This window comes from Zobellella maritima, from assembly GCF_003075035.1.
In the GTDB taxonomy this organism is placed as follows: domain Bacteria; phylum Pseudomonadota; class Gammaproteobacteria; order Enterobacterales; family Aeromonadaceae; genus Oceanimonas; species Oceanimonas maritima.
In genome coordinates this window covers 560,874-584,337 of record NZ_QCZE01000001.1, presented here as the reverse complement: position 1 = coordinate 584,337, position 23,464 = coordinate 560,874, and the positions used below count along the sequence as shown (strand labels likewise).

General features: G+C 56.1%; 18 protein-coding genes and 1 pseudogene. 13 read left to right on the top strand and 6 right to left on the bottom strand.

From position 1 onward, the window contains the following. Positions 1-5: 5 nt before the first annotated feature. The gene (locus tag DCS96_RS02630) at positions 6-2,198 is read right to left on the bottom strand and encodes a DNA internalization-related competence protein ComEC/Rec2 (protein ID WP_116472800.1); all 2,193 of its coding nucleotides are present in this window, start codon (positions 2,196-2,198) and stop codon (positions 6-8) included. 27 nt (positions 2,199-2,225) lie between these two features. On the opposite strand from DCS96_RS02630, the gene DCS96_RS02625 reads away from it, so the two are divergent. Continuing rightward, entirely contained in the window at positions 2,226-2,741 is a 516-nt protein-coding gene (locus tag DCS96_RS02625; protein WP_116472799.1) for a DUF2062 domain-containing protein, read from the top strand. A gap of 1,042 nt (positions 2,742-3,783) precedes the next feature. On the opposite strand, the gene lolE is transcribed toward DCS96_RS02625, so the two are convergent. Genes lolE through DCS96_RS02610 form a run of 3 tightly spaced genes read right to left on the bottom strand, consistent with a single transcriptional unit; the run spans position 3,784 to position 6,918 of the window. Beyond that, the gene (lolE, locus tag DCS96_RS02620) at positions 3,784-5,025 is read right to left on the bottom strand and encodes a lipoprotein-releasing ABC transporter permease subunit LolE (protein ID WP_116472798.1); all 1,242 of its coding nucleotides are present in this window, start codon (positions 5,023-5,025) and stop codon (positions 3,784-3,786) included. Beyond that, complete coding sequence (lolD, locus tag DCS96_RS02615) at positions 5,025-5,708, bottom strand: lipoprotein-releasing ABC transporter ATP-binding protein LolD (RefSeq protein WP_116472797.1); 684 nt, start codon at positions 5,706-5,708, stop codon at positions 5,025-5,027. Before lolD ends, lolE begins: the two co-directional genes overlap by 1 nt. Then, positions 5,701-6,918, bottom strand: a complete 1,218-nt coding sequence (locus tag DCS96_RS02610; RefSeq protein WP_116472796.1) for a lipoprotein-releasing ABC transporter permease subunit — start codon at positions 6,916-6,918, stop codon at positions 5,701-5,703. Before DCS96_RS02610 ends, lolD begins: the two co-directional genes overlap by 8 nt. Positions 6,919-7,012: 94 nt before the next feature. Between DCS96_RS02610 and mfd the strand changes: the two genes are divergently transcribed. From mfd to DCS96_RS02585, 5 genes are all read left to right on the top strand, one after another. Continuing rightward, the gene (gene mfd / locus DCS96_RS02605) at positions 7,013-10,456 is read left to right on the top strand and encodes a transcription-repair coupling factor (protein WP_116472795.1); all 3,444 of its coding nucleotides are present in this window, start codon (positions 7,013-7,015) and stop codon (positions 10,454-10,456) included. Positions 10,457-10,607: 151 nt separating this feature from the next. Beyond that, complete coding sequence (locus DCS96_RS02600) at positions 10,608-12,059, top strand: FAD-dependent oxidoreductase (protein WP_116472794.1); 1,452 nt, start codon at positions 10,608-10,610, stop codon at positions 12,057-12,059. 234 nt (positions 12,060-12,293) lie between these two features. Further along, positions 12,294-12,575, top strand: a complete 282-nt coding sequence (locus tag DCS96_RS02595; RefSeq protein ID WP_116472793.1) for a DUF503 domain-containing protein — start codon at positions 12,294-12,296, stop codon at positions 12,573-12,575. 16 nt (positions 12,576-12,591) lie between these two features. Beyond that, a complete protein-coding gene (locus DCS96_RS02590; RefSeq protein WP_116472792.1) occupies positions 12,592-13,239 on the top strand; it encodes a DsbA family oxidoreductase in 648 nt (215 codons plus the stop codon). Between the two features lie 203 nt (positions 13,240-13,442). Then, positions 13,443-13,880: a hypothetical protein gene (locus DCS96_RS02585; protein WP_116472791.1), complete on the top strand. Its 438-nt coding sequence runs from the start codon at positions 13,443-13,445 to the stop codon at positions 13,878-13,880. Between the two features lie 511 nt (positions 13,881-14,391). Here the strand turns inward: DCS96_RS02585 and DCS96_RS02580 are convergent. Next, a complete protein-coding gene (locus tag DCS96_RS02580) occupies positions 14,392-14,871 on the bottom strand; it encodes an Lrp/AsnC family transcriptional regulator (RefSeq protein WP_116472790.1) in 480 nt (159 codons plus the stop codon). Positions 14,872-15,007: 136 nt separating this feature from the next. Here DCS96_RS02580 and DCS96_RS02575 point away from each other — a divergent pair, with 136 nt between their 5' ends. The 7 genes and pseudogenes from DCS96_RS02575 (at position 15,008) to DCS96_RS18490 (ending at position 21,827) form a co-directional block, all read left to right on the top strand. Beyond that, a complete protein-coding gene (locus DCS96_RS02575; RefSeq protein WP_116472789.1) occupies positions 15,008-16,048 on the top strand; it encodes a zinc-dependent alcohol dehydrogenase family protein in 1,041 nt (346 codons plus the stop codon). A gap of 826 nt (positions 16,049-16,874) precedes the next feature. After that, on the top strand, positions 16,875-17,918 hold the full coding sequence (locus tag DCS96_RS02570; protein WP_116472788.1) for a putative phage abortive infection protein: 1,044 nt from the start codon (positions 16,875-16,877) through the stop codon (positions 17,916-17,918). Between the two features lie 570 nt (positions 17,919-18,488). After that, on the top strand, positions 18,489-18,929 hold the full coding sequence (locus tag DCS96_RS18500) for a hypothetical protein (RefSeq protein WP_157953560.1): 441 nt from the start codon (positions 18,489-18,491) through the stop codon (positions 18,927-18,929). 72 nt (positions 18,930-19,001) lie between these two features. Further along, positions 19,002-19,165 (top strand): annotated as a pseudogene (locus DCS96_RS18750) (transposase); the annotation flags it as partial. A gap of 159 nt (positions 19,166-19,324) precedes the next feature. Then, on the top strand, positions 19,325-19,747 hold the full coding sequence (locus DCS96_RS02555; protein WP_116472785.1) for a hypothetical protein: 423 nt from the start codon (positions 19,325-19,327) through the stop codon (positions 19,745-19,747). Between the two features lie 1,116 nt (positions 19,748-20,863). After that, positions 20,864-21,586: a hypothetical protein gene (locus DCS96_RS18495; RefSeq protein ID WP_157953558.1), complete on the top strand. Its 723-nt coding sequence runs from the start codon at positions 20,864-20,866 to the stop codon at positions 21,584-21,586. Positions 21,587-21,593: 7 nt separating this feature from the next. Then, positions 21,594-21,827, top strand: coding sequence for a hypothetical protein (locus tag DCS96_RS18490; RefSeq protein WP_157953557.1), 234 nt, complete (start codon positions 21,594-21,596; stop codon positions 21,825-21,827). Positions 21,828-22,052: 225 nt separating this feature from the next. Here DCS96_RS18490 and yegD read toward each other — a convergent pair whose 3' ends face one another. Next, a complete protein-coding gene (gene yegD, locus DCS96_RS02550; protein WP_116472784.1) occupies positions 22,053-23,411 on the bottom strand; it encodes a molecular chaperone in 1,359 nt (452 codons plus the stop codon). Positions 23,412-23,464 lie beyond the last annotated feature (53 nt).

Genomic DNA, 23,464 nt, shown 5'->3' with positions numbered 1-23,464 from the left:
AGCGGCTATTCTAACGACTTCCGCCCATTCAACCAAGCATTGAGCCGATTATACCAGGGACCCGCTCGCCACCGGTTAACAAGGCGCCATTGATCCCCCTGCGCGGTGAAATGCAGCATGCCATGCTGACCGGTGACATACTGCTCGACCCCTTGCCGCTCAAAGCGGGCCACCACCTCGTCCGCAGGAAAACCCCAGCGGTTGGCGAAGCCCGCGGTATGCACCACCAGACTCGGCGCCACCGCCCGGTTGAAGGCCGGGCTGGACGAGCTGCCGCTGCCATGGTGGGGACTGAGTAACAACTGGGCCTGCAATCGTTGTCCGCTGCGGAGCAGCCGCTGCTCGGCCCATTCCTCGATATCGCCGGTCAGCAACACCGCCAGCCGGCCGTCGGAGATACGCAGGACACAGGAGTCATTGTTGCTGTGACCGCTGAGCTGCTCGGGCCAGAGCACCTCCAGGGTTAGGGATTGCCAGTGTTGCAGTTGACCGGCCCGACACCCCTGCCCGTCCGGCCAAGCCCCCCAGCGTCGGTCGACGGACAGCGTCCGCGCCAGGTAGTCTCGATTGCCGCTGTGATCCCTGTCGTTATGGCTGATCACCAGGTAATCCAGCCGGCGGATGCCCAGTTCGTTCAGCAACGGCAGTATTACACCGTCTGCCATGTTGAATCCCGACGGGAAACGATTGCCGGTATCATACAGCAGCGCCTGCCCGCCCTGGGTGACCAGCACCGACAGCCCCTGGCCGACATCCAGCACCCGGACCTCCCAGACCGGCCCGGGCCAGGCCTTCAGCAACAGCAGGTACAGGCCGAGCAGCCAGAGCCGACGCGCCCCGGGCAGCAGCCCGGCCATCAACATCAGTACCAGCAACAACAGGGCTCCCTGGCCCCAGGCGGACAGCGGCCACCAGGGAGACAGGGTGCCTACCAGCCACTCCAGGACCGCCATCAACCGGACAAACAGCCCATCCAGCAACGCCAGCAAAGGCAGGGCCAGCCCGGGCACGGGTACCAGCAGCAGACAGGCCAACAGCAACAGCGGGATCAACAACAGGGAAAACAGCGGGATCAGCACCAGGTTGACGGGCAGCGACAGCCAGCTGAAGCCGCCGAACAACAGCAACAACAGGGGCAACAGCAGCAGGGTCAGGGCCAGTTGCAAAGCGACCAGCCCTTGCCGGCGAAACAGCAGCCGGGAACCCAGCAAGGCGGCGACCGCCAGCACCGACAGCCAGAAGCCCTGGTTGAATATTAGCCAGGGCTGGCCGGCCAACAAGAGGGTACAACACACCAGCAGTATGCGCCGCCCGCTCCAGTACCGACCCAGGCCGCCGAGCCCAAGCCAGAGCAGCAGCATCAGCAGGGCCCGCTGGGTCGGCAGCGAAAATCCCGCCAGCCAGGCATACATCAGCGCCAGGGCCGCACCGCCCAGGGCCGCCAGCCAGGCACGGCCGGTCAGGCTGCCCAGGCCATAGCCGAGGGCGGCCAGCAGGCCGATATGCAGGCCGGAAATGGCGAACAGATGGCTCACCCCCAGGGCCCGCAGCGTGTCCCAGTCCCGGGGCGCCAACTCGCCCCGCTCACCGAAACTCAGCGCCAGCAGCCAGCGCCGGGCAGCCAGTCCCTCGGTGGCATCCTCGAAACGGCTCAATAGCCTGCTCCGCAGCGTAACCGGTGCGGGCGCGTGGGACAGCAGACCAGTCAGGTAGCCGCGGGCGGTGATCCCCTGCCCCAACAGCCAACGGGCACTGTTGAAACCACCCGGGTTCTGCAGGCTGTGGGGCGGCATCAGGCGGGTGACAGAACCGATACGATCACCCCGTGCCGGTATGGGTCCCTGCCCATACCAAGCCAAAAGTATCCGGGGTTGGGGGGAAAGTGCTTGACCATTCAGGCTTTCCAGCCTAACAATCAGCCGACCCGTCGTTTCTTCTTTGGGGTAGGAGGCGACAACCTGACCCGCTATAATGTGACTCCTGACGGTCAACTCGGGCTGGGTCAGCCAGTTGAGTTGCCAGTGGCTATAGCTGAAAATCCATAATACCCCCAGCAGCACCCAGCCACCGAGCAGGAAGCGCCGTAGCACAAGCAGACACAAGAGTGTCAACGGCAGCCACCAGTCCCAGGGTGGCAACCAGGGCCAGATCAAACTGGATGACACACCGGAGCAGAAACAGAACAGCCGCTTATCCATGGGGTAAGTATTGCGGACCTGGAGCAGATGCCAAAAAAAACCTTACGACGCTTGATGCCCGACCCGGGCACCATCAAAAATAACAAGCACTTACAATTGCTTGGCGACCGCCTGCATGACAATAACCTGTGGCATCTGAACCGTCACTCCGCCGCCGGCGCCTTTGCCGTCGGCCTGCTCTGCGCCTGGATGCCGATCCCCTTTCAGATGTTGCTGGCCGCCAGCATGGCCATTTTTTTTCGGGTTAACCTGCCCCTGTCGATGGCGCTGGTGTGGGTCACCAATCCCATTACCATGCCGCCCATGTTCTATTTCTCCTACCGGCTGGGCTCGTTCCTGCTGGACAAACCCCACCACTACCAGCATTTCGAGTTAAGCCTCAGCTGGCTGACCAGCGCCATGAGCACCGCCGGGCCGCCGTTCCTGCTGGGCTGTGCCGTGCTGGGGCTGGTCAGTGCCGCCACCGGTTTTATGACGATCCACGGCCTGTGGCGCTGGACGGTGCTGCGCCGCTGGAAACACCGGCGCCAGAGCCGTTTATAACAGTGAGCAGAAGGCAGTAGGAGGCGCGCCCCCGCGGCAATTAGTTTCAAGGCCATCAAATATCCTGCGGATATTATCGCGCCGGGGTCAACACTCCCACAGCAAGGCATCTCGCAGCGATATGGCATCAGACCACTGAATATCCTGCGGATATTATCGCGCCGGGGTCGACACTCCCACAAAGGTCGTCCCTCCTCCAGCAAGCTCAAAAACCGGCAGATGACCCTGTGGGAGGCGCGACCCCGCGGCGAGTTGGCCGCCAGGCCATCAAGATGTAATTGCAGGAAGTTCACCCCGGGGCATTGGTTTCAAGGCCACTGAATATCCTGCGGATATTATCGCGCCGGGGTCGACGCTCCCACAAAGGTCGTCCCTCCTCCAGCAAGCTCAAAAACCGGCAGATGACCCTGTGGGAGGCGCGACCCCGCGGCGAGTTGGCCGCCAGGCCATCAAGATGTCATTGCAGGAAGCCCGATCCCACGGCAATTAGTTTCAAGGCCACTGAATATCCTTCGGATATTATCGCGCCGAGGTCGACGCTCCTACAGCAAACCCAAACCCGGCAGCAGCTCCTGCTTCTGTGGGAGGCGCGACCCCGCGGCAAGTGGGCCGAAAGGCCATCAATGTAGTTGCAGGAAGCCCGATCCCACGGCAATTAGTTTCAAGGCCACTGAATATCCTTCGGATATTATCGCGCCGGGGTCGACGCTCCCACAAAGGTCGTCCCTCCTCCAGCAAGCTCAAAAACCGGCAGATGACCCTGTGGGAGGCGCGACCTCGCGGCGAGTGGGCCGAAAGGCCATCAATGTAGTTGCAGGAAGCCCGATCCCGAGGCGATTAGTTTCAAGAACACTGAATATCCGTCGGATATTATCGCGCCGGGGTTGACGCTCCCACAAAGGTCGCCCCTCCTACAGCAAGGCATATCGCGGCGATTGGCTTCAAGACCTCTGAATATCCTGCGGATATTATCGCGCCGAGGTCGACGCTCCCACAGGGATCGCCCCCTCCTGCCAATCGACGCTCCCACCAGGAAAGAGCTTCAGGCCTCTCCCAACAGTTGGCTGGGCAACAGCCGGCCGGCGCGCCAGGCCGGATACAGGGTAGCGACAAAGATAAGCAATAGCGCCGAACCCGTCACCAGCCACAGGTCCGCCCAGTGGAACTCAGTGGGAATAAAGTCGATAAAATAGATCTCCGGATTGAGCAGGTGGTGACCGCTGGCATTTTCGTACCAGCGCACCAGGGCCGACAGCTGGCGGGACAGCAGCCCGCCCAACAGGGCGCCAATCACCACCCCCAGCACCCCATTGAGCATGCCCTGCACCACAAAGGCACCGCGGATCTGCCAGGGCCCGGCGCCCATGGTCTTGAGGATGGCGATATCCCCCTTCTTCTCGTTGACCGCCATCACCAGGGTCGACACGATATTGAAGCTGGCCACCGCCATCACCAGCAGCAGCACCACATACATCAGGGTACGCACCAGCTGGATATCCCGGTAGATGTTGCCCTGGCTGCGCATCCAGCTGTCCACATAGAAGGGGCTGGGCAAGGCCATGGCCGCATTCATGGTCAGGGCGTCCGCGCTCAGCACCTCATCCACCTTGAGGTGGAATCCGGTCACGCCCTCCCCCAATTCCCGCAGTTGCTGGGCATCCTCCAGGTGGGTATAGCCCAGCACCGTGTCCAGCTGGCCGCCCAGGGCCAGTATCCCCACCAGGGTGAAGCTGTGCCGCTCGGGTGAGCCAAAGCCCTGGCTGCCGGGTGTCGGCAACAACAAGGACACCGTGTCACCCAGCTCAAGCTCCAGCTGCCGGGCGATGGCCTGCCCCAGGATCAGCTGACGCGCCCCCGGCTGCAGCTCATTGAAATTGCCGCCCTCGATAAAGGCCGACAGGTCCGAGATCTGCGCCTCAAGCCCGGGCTCGATGCCCTGCAACTGCACCGCCTTCAGCTTGGAGCCCTTGCTCAGCAAACCGTCCAGCGGCACATGGGGCGAGGCGGCCAGGATCCCCGGGGCCGAGGTCAGGTGCGCCACTATACCCCGCCAGTTATCCACCGGCCCCTGGGCCGTGGTCAGCTGGCCATGAGGAATTACCGCCAGGATCCGCTGCTCCAGCTCCCGCTGGAAGCCGTTCATCGCCGACAATCCCAGGATCAGCGCGCCGACCCCGATGGCAATACCCATGATGGAGGCGGCGGAAATAAAGGAAATAAAGCGGTTGCGCCGTTTGGCCCGGCTGAAACGCCAGCCCAGGAACAGGCTGAGAGGACGAAACATCAGTGCGCCTCCTGCAGCCGGCCATCCACCAGCCGGGCCTGCCTGTCCAGGCGTGCCGCCAGCGTCAGATCATGGGTTACCACCACCAGGCCGGTGCCCGACTCCGCCTGCAGTTCGGCCAACAGGGCAAAGACGTCGGCGGCGCTGTGGGCATCCAGGTTACCGGTGGGCTCGTCGGCCAACACCAGCCGGGGACGATTGACCAGGGCGCGCGCGATGGCCACCCGCTGGCGCTCACCACCGGACAGCGCCGAGGGCCTGTGTTCCAGCCGATGGCCCAGCCCCACCCGGGAGAGCAGCGCCTGGGCACGCTCCCGGGCCTCGGCAACGGCCACGCCGGCAATCAGCAACGGCATGGCGGCGTTTTCAAGGGCGGTAAACTCCCCCAGCAGGTGATGAAACTGATAGACAAAGCCCAGCTTCTGGTTGCGGAAGCGGGCCTGGGCCCGGTCCGACAGCCGGTGCAGATCCTGCCCTTCCACCTGAACCCGGCCACTGGTGGGCGCATCCAGGCAGCCCAGCAGATGCAGCAAGGTGCTCTTGCCCGAGCCCGAACTGCCCACCACCGCCAAACTCTCGCCCGCGCTCAGAGTCATGCTGACTCCGTCGAGGATCTGTACATCACGCTCACCGTCCTGATGGGCCTTGGTCAACTTTTCTACGACTAACAGGGGGTTACTCATAACGCAATGCCTCGGCAGGATGAACCTGTGCCGCCCGCCAGGCCGGATACAGGCTGGCCAGCACACACAACAACAGGGTGGAAAACAGGATAAATACCAGCTGGAGCCTGTCCAGCTGCACCGGCAGGCTGTTACCGCCCGCCGCCGAATAGAAGTTGATGCCGAGTGTTCCCAGCACGGCGTCCAGGTTGAAGCACAGCACCAGCCCCAGCCCAAAGCCCAGCAGGGAGCCGAGCACGCCGCTGAAGCCGCCCTGGATCATGAACACCCCCATCACCCGCAAGCGGCTCAACCCCAGGGTCTGCAGCATGGCAATTTCGGCCTCCTTGTCGGTCACCACCATCACCATGGACGACAGTATATTGAACGCCGCCACCAGGATGATCAGCGCCAGCATCAGGCTCATCAGCCGTTTCTCCATGGCCACCGCCTGGAACAGCTCGCCCCGGCTCTGCTGCCAGCTGGCCAGGGTCAGCCCCTCCGGCAGCGGCGCCAGCCGATCGACCTCAAAGGCATCGTGCAGCCACAGCCGCAGCCCGGTGGCCTGCTCAGGCCCATAGCGCAGCAGCTTGGCCGCGTCCCCTAGCCGCGCCAGCACCAGCTGGTTGTCGACATCGGTGCCGGTGCTGAAGGTACCCACCAGGGTAAACAACCGCTGGCTGGGTACCCGCCCCAGGGGGGTAAAGCGGCTGCCTTCGGTGACCGTGACCCGCACCTGATCCCCCGGCTCCACGTTCAGACTGCGGGCCACGCCGGCGCCCATCACCAGGCCGTAGGGCAGGTACTCGAAGAATTCCCGGGCCTGGCCGTTCATACCGGTCAGCAGCGGATCGTCCGCCGGAAAATCGGCAAAATCCACCCCGTACAGCTCGACCCCGGTCAGGTGGCCGGGCCCCTGCACCATGGCTTCCGCCTGGATAAAGGGCGCGCTGGCCTTTACCCTGGGCTGATCGGCAAACAGCGGGGCATATTGGCCGGGATCGGCCAGCCGGCGCTGATCATTGGTCACCAGGGCATGGGGGATCACCCCCAGCAGCCGATCCTTGAGCTGTTGCTCGAAGCCATTCATCACCGCCGACACCAGGATCAGTGCCGCCACCCCCAGCAGGATGCCGATGGTCGAGAAACAGGAAACAAACGAGGCAAAACTACGGCGCCCCCGGGCGCCCGCATACCTGAGACCCAACATCAGGATCAGGGGTTGAAACATGGTATAATCATCCGTTTTGCAAAGGGTTTTACGTCACCCGCGAGTTGCGGAATAATAAAGGTTCGCGGATGACGCAACAAGCTCCAGTGGACCCATGACAACAATAGATATCAAGAGCCCGATCCCCAGGCCCAAGGCCAGCCTGGGCAATCTCACGGGCAGCAGCCTGGCATTGGCCATTGCCCAGCAGGTACAACGCCACCCTCACCTGGTACTGCTGGTGGTCGCCGACACCCCCTCGGCCCAGCGCCTGGAGCAGGAAGTCGGCCATCTGCTGGCCGACAACCGGCTACCGGTGTGCCTGTTCCCCGATTGGGAAACCCTGCCCTTCGACAGCTTTTCTCCCCACCAGGATATTATCTCCCAGCGACTGGAAACCCTCTATGGCCTGCCCGCCCTGGGCCGGGGCCTGCTGATCGTACCGGTCAGCACCCTGATGCTGCGCACGCCACCGAGACAGTACCTGGAACATAACAGCCTGCTGGTGCGCACCGGCGACAAGCTGGATCTGCACGGCCTGCGCTCCCGGCTGGAGCAGGCCGGCTACCGGGCGGTGGAGCAGGTGCTGGAACACGGCGAATTTGCCGCCCGCGGCGCCCTGCTCGACCTGTTCCCGATGGGCGCGGATGAACCCTATCGCATCGATTTCTTCGATGACGAGGTGGACACCCTGCGGCCCTTCGATCCGGACAGCCAGCGCTCCCGGGACAAGGTCGACGAAATTCGCCTGCTGCCGGCGCGGGAATTTCCCACCGATGCCGCCGCCATCGAACGCTTTCGGGGCCAGTACCGGGAACGCTTCGCCCTGCGCAACGAGCCCGAGGCCCTCTATCACAGGGTCAGCCAGGGCCAGTTTCCCGCCGGTATCGAGTATTACTTCCCGCTGTTTCTCGAGCAGACCGAGACCCTGTTCGATTCCCTGCCCGCCGACACCCTGGTGCTGACCCAGGGCGAGCTGACCCAGCCGGCGGAGGACTTCTGGGCCGATGTGCAGTCGCGCTACGAAGACCGCCGCCACGACAGCCTGCGCCCGCTGCTGGCCCCTGACAGCCTGTACCTGCCGCCGGAGGCCCTGAACAGCGCCCTCAAGGCCTATCCCCAGCTGGTACTGAACGCAGAGCCGGTGGCCGAAAAGGGCGACCGGCTCAATGCCCCGGTAAGCCCCCTGCCCGCCCTTGAAGTCGAACACCAGAAGAGCGCGCCCCTGGCCCGGCTGCAGGCATTCTGCCGGGATTTTCCCGGCCGGGTGCTGTTTTCGGTGGAAACCGCCGGCCGCCGCGAGGCGTTGCTGGAACTGCTGGCGGACAGCGGCCTCAAGCCGACGCCCTGCGACAGCCTGGCTCGCTTCCTGGACGGTAATGCATCACAAGGGCTGCTGATTGGCCCCCTCGCCCAAGGTTTTATTCTGGGTGAACAGCTGGCGCTGATCTGCGAGGGCGATCTGCTCGGTGGCCGGGTGATCCAGCGCCGACGGCGGGAAAAGTCCGCCACGCTCAGCCCCGATACCCTGATCCGCAACCTGGCCGAGCTGTCCATCGGCCAGCCGGTGGTGCACCTGGATCACGGGGTCGGCCGCTATATGGGCCTGCAGACCCTCAACGCCGGCGGGCTCACCTCCGAGTACCTGACCCTGGAATATGCGGGCGGCGACAAGCTCTATGTGCCGGTGACCGCCCTGCACCTGATCGGCCGCTACAGCGGCGCCGACGAGCCCAGCCTCAACCGGCTCGGCAACGATACCTGGGCCAAGGCCAAGCGCAAGGCGGCCGAGAAGGTGCGCGACGTGGCCGCCGAACTGCTTGATGTCTATGCGCGCCGGGCCGCCAAGCCGGGCCAGGCCATCCCCCACGACAAGAGCGCCTACCGCCAGTTCGCCGATGCCTTCCCCTTCGAGGAAACCGACGACCAGCTGATGGCCATCAATGCGGTGCTGACCGACATGACCCAGCCCAAGGCCATGGACCGGCTGGTGTGCGGCGACGTGGGCTTCGGCAAGACTGAAGTGGCGATGCGCGCCGCCTTTGTAGCGGTACACGGCGGCAAGCAGGTGGCGGTGCTGGTGCCCACCACCCTGCTGGCCCAGCAGCACTACGACAACTTCCGCGACCGCTTCGCCAACTGGCCGGTGCGGGTGGAGATGATCAGCCGCTTCAAGACCGGCAAGGAGCAGGACAAGTCGCTGCTCGGCCTGGCCGACGGCACCATCGACATCGTGATCGGCACCCACAAGCTGCTCAGTCAGGATGTGCGCTTCAAGGATCTGGGGCTGCTGATCGTCGATGAAGAGCACAGATTCGGGGTACGCCAGAAGGATCAGATCAAGGCGCTGCGCGCCGATGTGGATATCCTCACCCTCACCGCCACCCCCATCCCCCGCACCCTGAACATGGCCATGGGCGGCATGCGCGACCTGTCGATCATCGCCACCCCGCCCGCCAAACGGCTGGCGGTGAAAACCTTCGTACGCGAGTCGGATCCGGCCCTGGTGCGCGAAGCCATACTGCGCGAACTCAAGCGCGGCGGCCAGGTCTATTACCTGCACAACGAGGTACAGACCATTGAAAACAGCGCCCAGGCCCTGGCCGAGCTGGTACCCGAGGCACGCATCGCCGTTGCCCACGGCCAGATGCGCGAGCGGGAGCTGGAGCGGGTGATGTCCGACTTTTATCACCAGCGCTTCAATGTGCTGTTGTGCTCGACCATTATCGAAACCGGCATCGACGTGCCCACCGCCAACACCATCATCATGGACAGGGCCGACCGGCTGGGCCTGGCCCAGCTGCACCAGCTGCGCGGCCGGGTGGGTCGTTCCCATCACCAGGCCTACGCCTACCTGCTGACCCCCCATCCCAAACGCATGACCACAGACGCCAAGAAGCGGCTGGAGGCCATCTCGGCGCTGGAAGACTTGGGCGCCGGCTTCGCCCTGGCCACCCATGACCTGGAAATCCGCGGTGCCGGCGAGCTGCTGGGCGACGAGCAGAGCGGCCAGATCACCGCCATCGGTTTCAGCCTCTATATGGAAATGCTGGAGCAGGCGGTGAAGGCGCTGCAATCGGGCAAAGAGCCGGCGCTGGATCAGCTGCTGCGTTCACAAACCGAGATCGAGCTGCGGCTGCCGGCGCTGCTGCCGGATGACTACATTCCCGATGTGAACATGCGGCTGTCGATGTACAAGCGCATCGCCACCGCCGACAGCGAGGCCGCGCTGCGCGAACTGCAGGTAGAGCTGATCGACCGCTTCGGCCTGCTGCCCGAGCCGGGCAAGAACCTGGTGGCGCTGGCCGGGCTCAAACTCAAGGCAAGCGAGATCGGCATCGACAAGATCGACGCCGGCGCCAATGGCGGCACCATCAGCTTTGCCCAGGATGCCAGGGTGGACCCGGGTTATCTGGTCGGCCTGCTGCAGAGCCAGCCGCGCATCTACAAGATGGAGGGGCCGACCAAGTTGCGCTTTGCCATTCCAAGCCAGGATGCCAAGGCCCGGCTGTCGCTGGTTGGCGATATGCTCAACGAGCTGCGGGCAAACGCGGGGTAGCAAAGGGTCAATCAAGGGACAGCCGCACAATACCCGGATAAAACCCGGGGTTTACAGCAGCATATGCGGAAGGTATATATCTCGCCCGGAAGGTATCTGCCTTCGGACAGGCCCCCTGTCTTTACCCTGCGACCCTGTTTTTTGAGGCTTGATGAAACACGATTTTTCCAACGTCACCGCCGGTGGCCCCCTGCGGGTCGGCATACTGGGCGGCGGCGTTGCCGGTGCCACCGTGGCCCTGCGGCTGGCCGACCTGGGCATACATTCGGTACTGATTGAAGCCAGCAACGGCCTGGTCAACGGACCGCCTATCTGCCATCTGCATGCCGGCGGCAACCTCTATAGGGATATCAGCGACGAGCAGTGCCTGACCCTGCTGCGCCAGTCCATCGCCTCGGTACGCGCCTATCCGCACAGCATCAATCGTCGCCCCACCGTCATTGCCACCCCGGTATCCGATGCGGGCAACGCCGAGGCACTGCTGCCCCGGCTGGCACAGGTTGCCCGGGAATATCAACGACTGGTGGCAGAAGATCCGGCCAACCGGGTGCTGGGCGATCCCGAGCACTATTATCGCTGCTACAGCCGCGCGCAGTTTGAAGCGCTGGCCAATCGCCCCCTGCCGACCCGACCAGAAACCCCTGACGACTGGATGATACCGCTGGCCCATCATCTGGATCCCGATAGCCTCAAGTTTCCGCTGATCCTGGTGCAGGAATATGGCTGGAGCCTGTTCCGCATGGCCGCCACCGCCACCCTGGCGCTGAACGGCTCGCCGCACTGCGAGCTGCATTTTGATACCCGGGCCATGGAACTGCAACACACCCGGGATGGCTGGCTGGTGCACGGCCGCGACCATCAGGGGCAGGCGCGGCAGTTCAGGGTGGACTTTCTGGTCAATGCCTGCGGCTTTCGCACCGGACAGGTCGATGACATGGCCGGTTACCGGCGCCAGCGCCTGGTGGAATACAAGGCCGCCTATCTCGCCCGCTGGCACCGCGCGGAACAATGGCCCGAGGTTATCTTCCACGGCGAGCGGGGCACCCCCCAAGGCATGGCCCAGCTGACACCCTATCCGAACGGTATCTTTCAGCTGCACGGCATGACCGACAGCATTACCCTGTTCAAGAACGGCCTGGTCGCCAGCTGCGAGCAGAGCGCCCAGCCGCGCTTGCCACAACCCTATCAGGCCCAGCTGGAACAAGGCTGGCAATCCCCCGACATCGAGAGCCGCACCCGAGGGGCCATCGCCCACCTGGCACGCCTGCTGCCCGCCTTCAATGATGCCGAACCCGCCGGCAAGCCGCTGTTCGGCGCCCAGCAGATCCCGGGCACCGATCCCCGGCTGCGGGCGGCGGATGTCTCCTTTGAAGGCATGAACTATGCCCGGGTGGAAATCGTCAAGGCCAGTTCGGCGCTGACCGCCGCCGACCGTATCGTCGGCAGGCTGGGCGACCTGGGCTGGATAGAAATGACAGACCTGCCGCTGTCACCCAGTCTCGCACTGACCGAGGGCCAGAGCGCTGCCGAGGTAGAGCGGGAAGCCCTCCGCCTGGCCCGCGAACGCGGCTACCCGGACGAACTGGCGCTGAATATGGAATAAAAGAAGCAATCTCTTTCTCGTTCCCACGCTCCGCGTGGGAACGCAGGCCACGCCGCAACGGCACACATCCCACCGAAAAAAAATACCGCACTAACGCGATAGCGGGCTGGTTCAGCCTGCATCCGCTCGCCTGAACAGCATGATCACAGAGTTAAAACGCAAGGCCTGGCCCAATGGCATGGTCTGAATGGTTAGAAAAGACTAGTCTGTTCAGCACAGCATAAGGAGCACGACATGCATATCGGCATTCTGACCATCACCTTTTCGCTGCCGGGGTGTCGCTCTCTGAAGGAAAAACGCCAACGCATGGGCGGCATGCACGAACGGTTCGGGCGCAACCCGGCGGTGGCGGTCTGCGAAAGTGGTGAACACAACAGGCACGATGCCAGCGAATGGTCCTTTGTGGTGGTGGCGGCCTCGAGACGCGAGGTTGAATCCCAGTGCAGCCAGATCGAAGAAAAGATACAGTGCACCGTAGAAGGGCGCATAATCAAGGTCACGCGTGAACTCCTCTAATCGAACAGGATCCATTATGAACAAGATTCAGATAGATATCGTTTCCGATATCGCCTGCCCCTGGTGTGCCATCGGTTATGCCCGGCTGGAGCAGGCCATGGCACGGCTGGCACCGGAGTATGAGTTCAGCGTTCAGTGGCATGCCTTTGAGCTGAACCCCGGCCACATCGGTCAAGGGGAGCCCATCTTGCCCGCCCTGGCCAAAAAATACGGGCGGAGCGAGGCAGAAATGCGGGAAAATCAAAATCACATGATGGCGATTGCCACCGATCTGGGCCTTAACTTTGAGAAATTACAGGTGCGGCATACCTGCAATACCTTCGATGCCCACCGCCTGGTGAAGTGGGCTGCCGAGCAGGGTCGGCAAACCGCCATGAAACAAGCCCTGTTCGAGGCATATTTTGGCAAGGCGATGGATGTTTCCGATCACGCTGTGCTATTGAGTTGCGTTGCAGCCCTTGGGCTGGATGCGGCAGCAGCCAAACAGGTACTGGACTCGAATCAGTACAGTGCCCTGGTGCGAGAAGAGGAAGTAACCTATCAGCAGGCCGGTGTGACTTCCGTGCCGGCATTTATTATCAACAACAAGTACCTGATTTCCGGCGCCCAAGAGCCCGACACCCTGGTGCAGGCCTTGCAGGAGATTGGCGCCGACTCCCCTTGAGCGACGCCCTGAATCAGCCAGCAGCCTAAAGCAAGAAACCGGAAGCAACCTCTTCTCGTTCCCAGGCGGAGCCTGGGAACGCAAGCCAAGCTTCTCCGGGTGCTTGCTCCGGCTGCCATACCTCGTCACGGCGAAACAGGCTCGCATCATGTTTGCGCTCTATACTGGATAAAGGTGAACCGACTGTGTAAGGGATAGGGGCCGTGAACAAAGTAAAACGGCGCGGCACGCTTTCCATGCCGGTACTTATTCTGCTGCTAACATTTTTGTCGGCCTGTGCAACGGCACCGAAAGAAGTTTACCAAGAGGTCTCAGCGACAGATCTTCCCGAAACCTCCCTCGTGACCGTTGAGATGGGGGATGCTACCTGGGCGAAATTCAATGACCTCCATATTGACGGCGCAAAATACAGCGCCGTTAAACTGAATCCCGGAACCTACCGAATTGAATACAGTACAACCTTCGGGGTGAGTTTCATGGTAGATCCGAGAATGTTGGTCTCACAAGCGGTGAACATGACCATTGACTTGGAGGCTGGTCGCACTTACCGACTGCGCGCTGACAGGACATATGGACGAGGGTACGCAATGTATTTCTGGATTGAAGATACGCAGGGCAATGTTGTTAACGAGATAAAGTAACCCTGTCGATGCCGCTAAATAACTGTTCCTAATTGTGCTACAGAAATCAGGCTCGAACGCAGACACGCCGTGGACCCATCCCTGGAGGCTCCGCCGCGCCACTGACTGCCATGGATGGCGGAAATGCCGGAACAGCAGGAGCATTTTCCGGCCATGGCGCGGAGGGTCTGCTTATCGAATCCTGACTTCTGTCTTGAAATGTAGCGGTATTTGTATCAGTTATTTAGTGATCTACCATTCAGAACCGTTATTTATCGAGCATGCCAAGCCCATGGCAAAAGGGGCTGTGTTATATAGCAGGAAGCCGTTCATAAAACAGTGGCTGACTATTCCGACGGGAACACCTACCCACGACGTGATGAAAGAGGTCTGTAGCAGTTAGTCAAAAGCGGCATTATTGTGTGTCGAGCGATGAAACAATTTGAAAGCAATGTAAACCGTAGGGACCCCGGCGCGGTTGGGTTTACCCGGCCGGTTCCCGATTCAAGCAGGATTGACCGACCTTCCAGAATTAGGGTTCAAGCAACTCTGCAATGGGTAACCTGTTCGTTGCTTTCATTTCCCGCAAGGAAATATTCGAGCGGATGCTCGACACACCGGGAAGCTTTCTCAGCACCTTGTCTACGAATTGGCTGTAATCATCCAGATCCCGGGCCACCACCTGCAACAGAAAGTCCGACTCCCCGGTGGTATTGTGGCAACTGAGCACACGAGAGCATGCCTGGATGACCTTCTCAAATTCTGCCGTCACCTCTTCGCTATGTTGCGTGCAGCTGAGTTGTACAAAGGCCAATACCCCCCCTCCCAACTTACGCCGGTTAAGAATGGCCTGGTAGCCTTCAATTACGCCCGCTTCCTCGAGACGTTTATGACGCCTCCAGCACGACGCCTCACTCAGCGCGAGCTGCTCTGCCAGCTTGGCGTTAGACAGCCTCCCGTCCAGCTGTAACCTATCGGCTATTGCAGCATCCACTTTATCAAGTGAGTCCATCCAGATGAATCCTTGCAAAAAAACAACGCATACGGAAAGGCTATTTCAAATTCTGTCATTTTGTCAATGTAAATAGAAAGGTAACCTCACCCATTGTGCTTTATATTGGAAGGGTATTTCACAAAAGGAGAATTTTATGAAAGCTGTTGTTTATGAAAGCTTTTCCGCCCCCCCCCAAATCAAGAATGTACCCGATCCAACACCGGAAACACACGGCGTTGTCGTCAAGGTGATGGCGACCGGTGTTTGCCGGAGTGACTGGCATGGTTGGGTTGGTCATGATCCCGATATCCAGCTCCCGCATGTTCCCGGGCATGAACTGGCAGGCATTGTCGAGGCGGTCGGCAAAGACGTGACACAATGGAAAGTCGGGGACCGCGTCACCGTTCCTTTTGTCGGGGGCTGCGGCGCCTGCCCCGAATGCCACTCCGGCAACCACCAGGTCTGTGATACGCAATTTCAGCCAGGCTTCACCCACTGGGGCTCCTTTGCCCAGTATGTGGGTATTCACCAGGCGGACATAAACCTGGTGGCGCTACCGGAAACCCTCGACTTTGCGACGGCGGCCAGCCTGGGGTGTCGCTTTGTGACCTCGTTTCGTGCCGTTGTTGATCAGGGTAAAACCTCTGCCGGGCAATGGGTGGCGGTCCATGGCTGTGGCGGGGTCGGCCTGTCCGCCATCATGATCGCCAACGCGATAGGCGCCAATGTTGTTGCAATCGACATATCGGAAGAAAAACTCGAGCTGGCCCGCAAGCTGGGTGCGGTCGCTACCGTCAATGCGACCAGGGTTGCCAATGTTGCAGAGGCGGTTGTCGAGATTACCCGGGGCGGTGCCCATGTTTCCCTGGATGCGCTTGGGCACCCCACGACCTGTTTCAATTCAATCAGCAACCTGCGCAAACGGGGCAAGCACGTACAGGTGGGCCTGATGCTGGCGGACCACAGTACGCCGGCCATTCCTATGAGTAAGGTGATTGCCCATGAGCTTGAAATACTGGGCAGCCACGGCATGCAGGCATATCGCTATGACGCCATGCTCGCCATGATGCAGTCGGGAAAACTCGCCCCTGACAAGCTGATTGGCAGAACCATTTCACTGGAGCAGTCGATCGATGCGCTGATGAACATGGATAAATTCGAAGGAACCGGCGTGACCGTGATCACCGAATTCTAAGAGGGCGCAACATCCGGCACCCAACAGAACTTCCCGTTATCGCCTTTATTGGCGGCGGTAATATGGCCGCCGCCAATAAAGTTGAATGGCCTGATTGCCAGTGGTTATCCAGCTCAATCCATCATTGTCGCCGTTCCGAATGAAGAGCAAGGAGCCAAGGCAGCCCAATGTTTTGGCGTTCCAAGGTTGAACCTGGGGACGCAAGCCGCAGCCTGTCCGTAGCCAGCGGCTGAGCAGCTCCCTTTGCCCTCTTAGACACTCCGGCGTCGCCTGTTGGCGATGCCAACCGCTAGCTCGGGCGTCAATAAGCATCAGCAGACTATGCTGGCGACTTGTGACCAAGAGGCAGGCCGATGACTTACCCCTGTGTTTACCCTCTTCCAATTCGCAATCTTTGCCGCCTATAATGCAAAGGCTTCATATGAGTTCAGCCAAATAATGGCGATCTGGCCTCACACAACCGGCACCAGGAGAGGCCCGTTCGCCCGCAAGAGCCGGCGGTAGCGTGCTTGCTTTATCTGCACGCGCCGCAGCAAGCCCCCCGAAACCACCGCCGGATGCTCGAAAAATACGTCTGGCATGCGTGTTTTCACTCTGAGGATAAAAACAACATTATGATAATCAATATGTTGCAGAATAGCATCGGATAGATATCAGGCACCGGTCGCGGGCAAAATGCGCATGCGTAGTTTGATCATCCTGAACAAAGTCGATGATTAATAAAAACCGCATTAAATCAGTTTCCTACCAAGATAAGCCGCAACTGGTTCGATGAGTAAAAACGCGCATGCGCAGTATTAAAATTGTTATGCATATAGGATAAACATTGGTCGATAATATAAAGAAAATTAACTTGTGGATAATAAAGTCTATTCGCAGTGTAGATGATACCGTTTGTGAACAGTTTGAATCTGTGGTTGGAAAGTCGAATGACAATACAACAAAGAACCTATATAAGATTTTCAGATTTGCACTGATTGCTTCGTTCATGGTGTTTTTAGCAAATTTATTGCTAAGAGCAGATTTTCTTCCTTCAAGTGATTGGAAGTTAGGTGAGTTTGGAGATTTTTTTGGTGGAATTATAAATCCTATACTTACCTTTTTAATGTTTATTGGTCTGATTATCACCATAATTGTTCAAAAAACAGAACTTGCGTTAGCCAGAGAGGAGTTTAGCCGAACTGCAAACTCGCTTCATGAGCAAAGTCAGCCTTCAAAAAAACAAGTATTTGAAACTACATTCTTTAACCTTCTTAGAATACATGCTGATACCTTAGAGTCATTAAAGTTTAACGATAAAGTGTTGTGCTGTGCCCTGAATATACATGAAGAAGATTCGGTTGGTAGAGCAGTATTTTCATCGATCCTCTCTTGGATTAACACTGATGAAGTAGATATGAAAAAATCTAGCGAAAACTATAAGTCGTTTCAAGATACTGAAAACCATGTTGTAGGTCACTACTTTCGAGGGCTTTATCAAATTTTAAAATTTATAGATTATTCAGACATATCAAAAGAAGAAAAAGAAAACTACTCAAGGATATTGAGAGCCCAACTATCAACAGATGAGTTGGCATTGTTGTACTTTAATTGTTTGTGCACCAGTGTTGACACGGGGCAATTTAGAAATCTACTTATTGAATTTAAAATGTTGGAACATTTAAATCTTGGGAAGGAAGATTTCTGGGAGCGCTTTACTCTGTCTGGGCGAGTGATATATACAATCAAAGAAGATCTATTGAACTATATAGAGTTTAATGATGATGGTACGGTAAAGCGATCAGCATTTGGTTCCAATGCTGTAGCGAGTTCACACTTATATACGCATAACAAATCAATACAACAGACAGCTAAAGCGGCTGCTGATTGAGGCGTTATGTGAACCCACAAATTGCGGAGATAGAACCTGAACATACTAACTGACAAACTGAAGTTCTTGTTGGTGGCGTACTTCTCAAAGCATATATGTCCGGATCGTTTCTCTCTAACTAACGAAGAAGCAAAAAAGAACGATTTTTACGAAGTTCACATATATGTACCAGACGCATCAAATGATGAAATCGCAAAGATACCTAAAAAGAATCATGGGGCGCTTAGGATTAAATGCGAGTTCATGCCAATCAAAAATGCCTCAAGGTGGGGGAATATTCTCGCTGGCAAGATAAAAAATACTGGGGCTGTTGAGTTTTCCGAAGGACTTCTATCTTCAGACTATTTAAGATATTCGAGAATCGACGTAAATTATTACTTCGGATATTGGAATTTCCGAGAGCAGGACTGCTCTGTCTCTACTCTTATTTATCTGTTTATTCTGAGATCTTTAAAGCTCGTATATATAAGTATCGTAAAGTACAGACTATTTAAATATTTCAGGAAACTAAGATCTCGACGAAAACTAAGAGCGCCGCTGAAAAGCAAGTATGAGATTTATGAAACCCTCATGAATAATGATAATGTGCTTAGACAAGGGGCTTTTACCAAAAGTGAGCTATCTAATGCCTTGTTTGGGAATCATTATGTAGGTGAATATTCGGTATACCAAAAAGTGTCAAAGTCATTAGATTGGATTTTGGATGCGTGTATTGAAGATGGTGAGATGAGGAAGGTAGGAAACCAAGATGATCCGTTGTATGAGATAAAAGGGAAAGGAATACACTATTTCACACTAACTAAAGAGCACTTAAAAAATGAAGAAGCAAACAAGCTAATTCAGCAACAACAGATGTCCATTCAAAAGAAAATGGTATGGCTTACGGTGTTTTTAGTTATTGGCACTTTCTTATCCGCTATCGATAAAATCGAACAAATTAAAACTTTTATGGCCGGCCTCATTTCGTGGCTTAATTCATTAATTGAAATGGCGGTAAGAATATTCACATAACAAAGCGTTGCACCGGACAATGGAACTCACCCGCTTTAACGGACACACCTCGATAATGTAGAGAGGTGTGCCATGCCAGCTTACAGAACAGGAAAGCGAACCCAGCAGTACATCAAGATAAAAGCTGTTCTCGGAGCCATAAAGAACACCGGAGTGTGAAGGAAGTTGCCGAAGCACTGGACATCCATCCCTTCATGTTGTCTCGTTGGCGTAAAGAGTATCGAGAAGGAAAATTCGGCATGACAAAATACCGTAAGACTCCGACACCCGAAGGCAAGCACCAGGAGCAGGACGAGCTAAGGCTGTATGCGCCGTTATTCGCCAGATAATCGTTAAATAAAAGCGTCGTTCTTATCTATCTGAAGCGAACGATTAATTCATATTAGGTAATAGAAATGGTTTATTTAAAACAATCAGCAATCGCTATGGCATTAGGTGTTTTTCTGGTATCAACACCTGCCGATGCTGAATCTATCATGCAGCAATGGAAACAGGGTTTGAGCGGGTCCAGGCTCACATCTTACTCGGGCTCGGCAATCAGCTCTAATAGCACGCTGACGACAATCAACTTTTGCAGAAACGGCAGGTATAGTTACTATAAAGAGGGGAGCTGGTATGTGCCCGGTACTGCTGGAGGAGCCTCTAATAGCACTATTACCGGCCGCTGGGATATCCAGGAAAACTATAACCATGTCATGCTGGTATATGTTACTGACAATGGAGAACAGGGGGCCTTCCCTATCTACTTGCAGAACAATGGCCGCGTTAATATAGGTGGAACTGCGTTTGCCATTCAGCAAGGTGGGGCAGGATGTTAGGTGATTGCCTGCTACGCCTTTATCAGCAAAACTACAACCAATTGTAACTTGTTGATATCAAGCCTGTTAGTGAACAGCTTCATAACCTGCTTCGCTACCATCGATATATAGCTGGCACAAAGAGTGAGACACCGGGATCAGGCCTTGCTTTTTACCCTGGACGGCCATCTAATGGGAAAAATGCAAGACCTGACCCCATAACATTAAACGCAGTCGTTTCTCTTATGAATATGACTAGAACTAGCTTGTGGTGAAATAACCAAAACTAAACATATCTATTTCATCATATCGAACGAAAACTTTATACTAAGGTAAAGCGGAAACATCAACGATCCGTTCACCTTCGCTTTACGCGAACAACATTAAACCTACAAACTCCATTCGGATAACAGATGATTGTGAAAATAATTGTCATTAAATCAAGTATAGCTTTAGCCATTTCAATGTTTATTACAGCGTGTTCTTTCAATAGCGTTGTCCCTCCCGGAATGACGCCATTATCTGCATATGGGCACTATGTCATATCACTGCCTTATGACGGAGGAAACGGGTCCCGAGAGAGTGCAGAAAAACACCTTACTCAATATGCAGAGCGACTCTGCCATAGCAATAAATTTTTTATAGTAGACGAATCAGTGCGAAGAAACGTAGACATTTTTGGAACCAAGAACATTTATTGGGAAGTTAAATGCCAATAATAGCTCGATAACATCAACCGCTCTATTTTATGAATAAATAATCCTGGCCCAGCGGGTCAGGCCGGCGGTAACGCTGCCGAAGTGGTCGCCGATAACGATGGGGGTATGCTGAAACTGCTGTTGCAGAAACTGGTTCAGTACCGGTGATTTTTCTTGAGTTTAGCTCTTATTACCATATAGCCGAGTACTTCTTCGAAGCAGTACGAAAAAGAATATTAACAACAACGTGTCCGTTTTATCGGGTGAACATCAACTCTAAAATAATTTTGTCTAGGTAAGGTAAAAAGTTAATTACCTATAAAAAGCTGTCAAACCCTCGGTCACTGTGTGGCCGAAAGCACTAGTCCACTGCACGGCTTTCCAGCCGATTTGCTCGGCGGTAGTTAAGCCATATAAAACGTTAATAAACGAGGTGAGAATGAATAAAAATAGAAAAACGTTAATGTTATCTTCAATGCTAAGCTTTGTGGCTGGTTGTGCTTCAACAGTAGATGTAAAACCAAGCTTTGAGGAAATAGATATTTTAAGTATCAACACTCTCGAAACAACAGTAGCTAAGAAAGTATTCCGCTCAGAATTAATTGAGTACTTTACTGATGATTCAACTGTATGGGGCAATCAACCAGCAATAGGCGTTAATGCAAACCCTCCATATATGTTCGCTACTAACTCCATTAAGGGGAAATATATTGGAGCTATCGCGCCAACAGAAAATGAAATCATGTTTCTATACAAGTCAAAAAATATTTTTGATCAAACATTTCAGTTCGCAGCAATTTCTACCAGCCCAGAATCAAAAGCCTCGGCATTAAAAGGGAACACGTGGCGAGGGCAAGATGTTTACTATTTGATATTGACTGATGTTCGTTTTTGCGTTGCGCATGGATTAGAAGAAAAGCCAGCGGTATCTGGATCTTCTTGGTCTGTAAGATGGGAGCAATGGCAAGGTGACATGTCATCAAAAGCAGGGTGCTTTGATCCTACGCCTGTGGGACGGGATTTAGGTCAATACTTGCACTCTAGAACTCAATTACCTCAATATGCCAGCAATGCAGCAATTATTCCTTTTCTTGATTACAGCTCCTTCGAAAGATTTACATCAGTTTTCTTAGGTGCATTTCCTAATATAATCCACCGGTGATTATCAAATGAAATTGCTAGCTTTATTATTAACCATTGCTCCTCTTTTGGGCTGTTCACAAAAAGAACACTTTGAGGAATGGCAAGCTGATAGAGATGCGTGGGAAGGTGGCTTTAATGTTGAAAGTGAAAATATCAAAATGATTCCAGCATTGACGCTTAGGTCAGAAGAGGAGGTAAAAACTGGGGTACCCTCATCAACAGAATTAGAATCAGATAAAGATGTAACTGCAGATTGGTAGCCTATTATCAAGAAAAGTTTAACTTGTAGACATCCCTTTCAGTTGCACCGCAGTGCGAGCGTTTTCTGCCCATTGTTGTGCCTGTGGGGTCAGGCCTTAAATTTCACAGCTCTGTGGCTGACACCCAGTCAGTTCCTTCTCAGAGTTAACTTGATTTGGAAACAAATAATATAAGGCCTGCCCCCGTGTCGTCTCTATTACCTTACAGCAGAGCCATTGTTGCTCTTATGAATAAATAATCCTGGCCCAACGGGTCAGGCCGGCGGTGACGCTGCCGAAGTGGTCGCCGATAACGATGGGGGTATGCTGAAACTGCTGTTGCAGAAACTGGTTCAGTACCGGTGACTTGGCGGTACCGCCGGTCACAAAGACCACATCGGGCTGGCAGCCGGCCTGGGCAATGGCATCGTGCATCAGCGCGGCAATTTTAGCCAGTTCCCGCTGGCAGGCGCTGGCAAAACCATCCCGGTCCAGTTCAACGGTGAATCCGTCATCGATATCGGATAAATCCACCTGCTGTTGGGGACAGTCCGTTAGCGCGATCTTGCTTTGCTCTGCGGCGTTGACCACCCGGTAGCTGAGCTTGTTTTTTTGCACGGTAAACAAGCGCTTTAACAGCTCGGGCTGCTCGGCGTCACGGATCAGCTGCTGCAGGAAGCGGCCGTTGGCGGCACTGTAAAATTCGGTTTGATGGTTGATGTTGTTGATCGCCATGGCTTGCCAATAGCTGTTGACCGGTATGGCCTTACCGGTTTTCAGCATGCTGTCCATGCCGAAGCCCGGCATCATGCCCTTCAGCGCAAAGGCAATATCGAAATCATTGCCGCCCACCCGCTCACCGCTGTGGCTCAACAGGTCGCCGGTCCTGTCTTGTGCAGCCGCCTGTTTGGGCCCCATCAGCAGCATGGAGCAGTCCGTGGTACCACCGCCAATATCTACCACCAGCACCCGGGTTTCCTTCTCCAGGCTCGCTTCATATTCAAAGCCCGCGGCCACCGGCTCGAATTGAAACTCAACGTCCTTGAAGCCCACCCGCCTTGCGGCATTGGTCAGTATTTGCAGTGCCTGCCGGTTGCTCTCCTCACCACGCAGCCCCTGAAAGTTGATCGGCCGGCCAATCACCGTTTGCGTCACGCCGCTACCTAGGGTGGCTTCGGTCAGCCTTTTTACATTGCTCATCATGGCCGCGACAATGTCTTCAAACAGTTCAATTTGCTGGGGCAACAGGCCACTGGCGCCGAGGAAGGATTTCGGTGATTTTATGTAGTAGCCTTCATCGGGCTCCTGCAGGTAGTTGTTTAACGCCTGCACGCCGAATGACAATTCGATCGGGTAGCCATCCAAGGCAAGCTCTCTCAACGCCGCCTGCCCTTTCAGTAATTGCCTTTGGCGCTGCCGCTGGAAGGTGGTTTGTTCTGCCGGGGGCAGGTGTTTGTACAGCCAGTTGACTATCACATCGCGGCTCGGGGCATACAGATTCGACGCTATGTAACGACCATGATCACCCAAGGGTAAAATCTTCGGGTTATTGCCTTCCATAACACCGACCGCACAGTTTGATGTGCCATAGTCAAAACCGATCATATCACTGCCCCACCACAAAAAAGGCCGCGAATGGTACAGACTCACCCGATCGC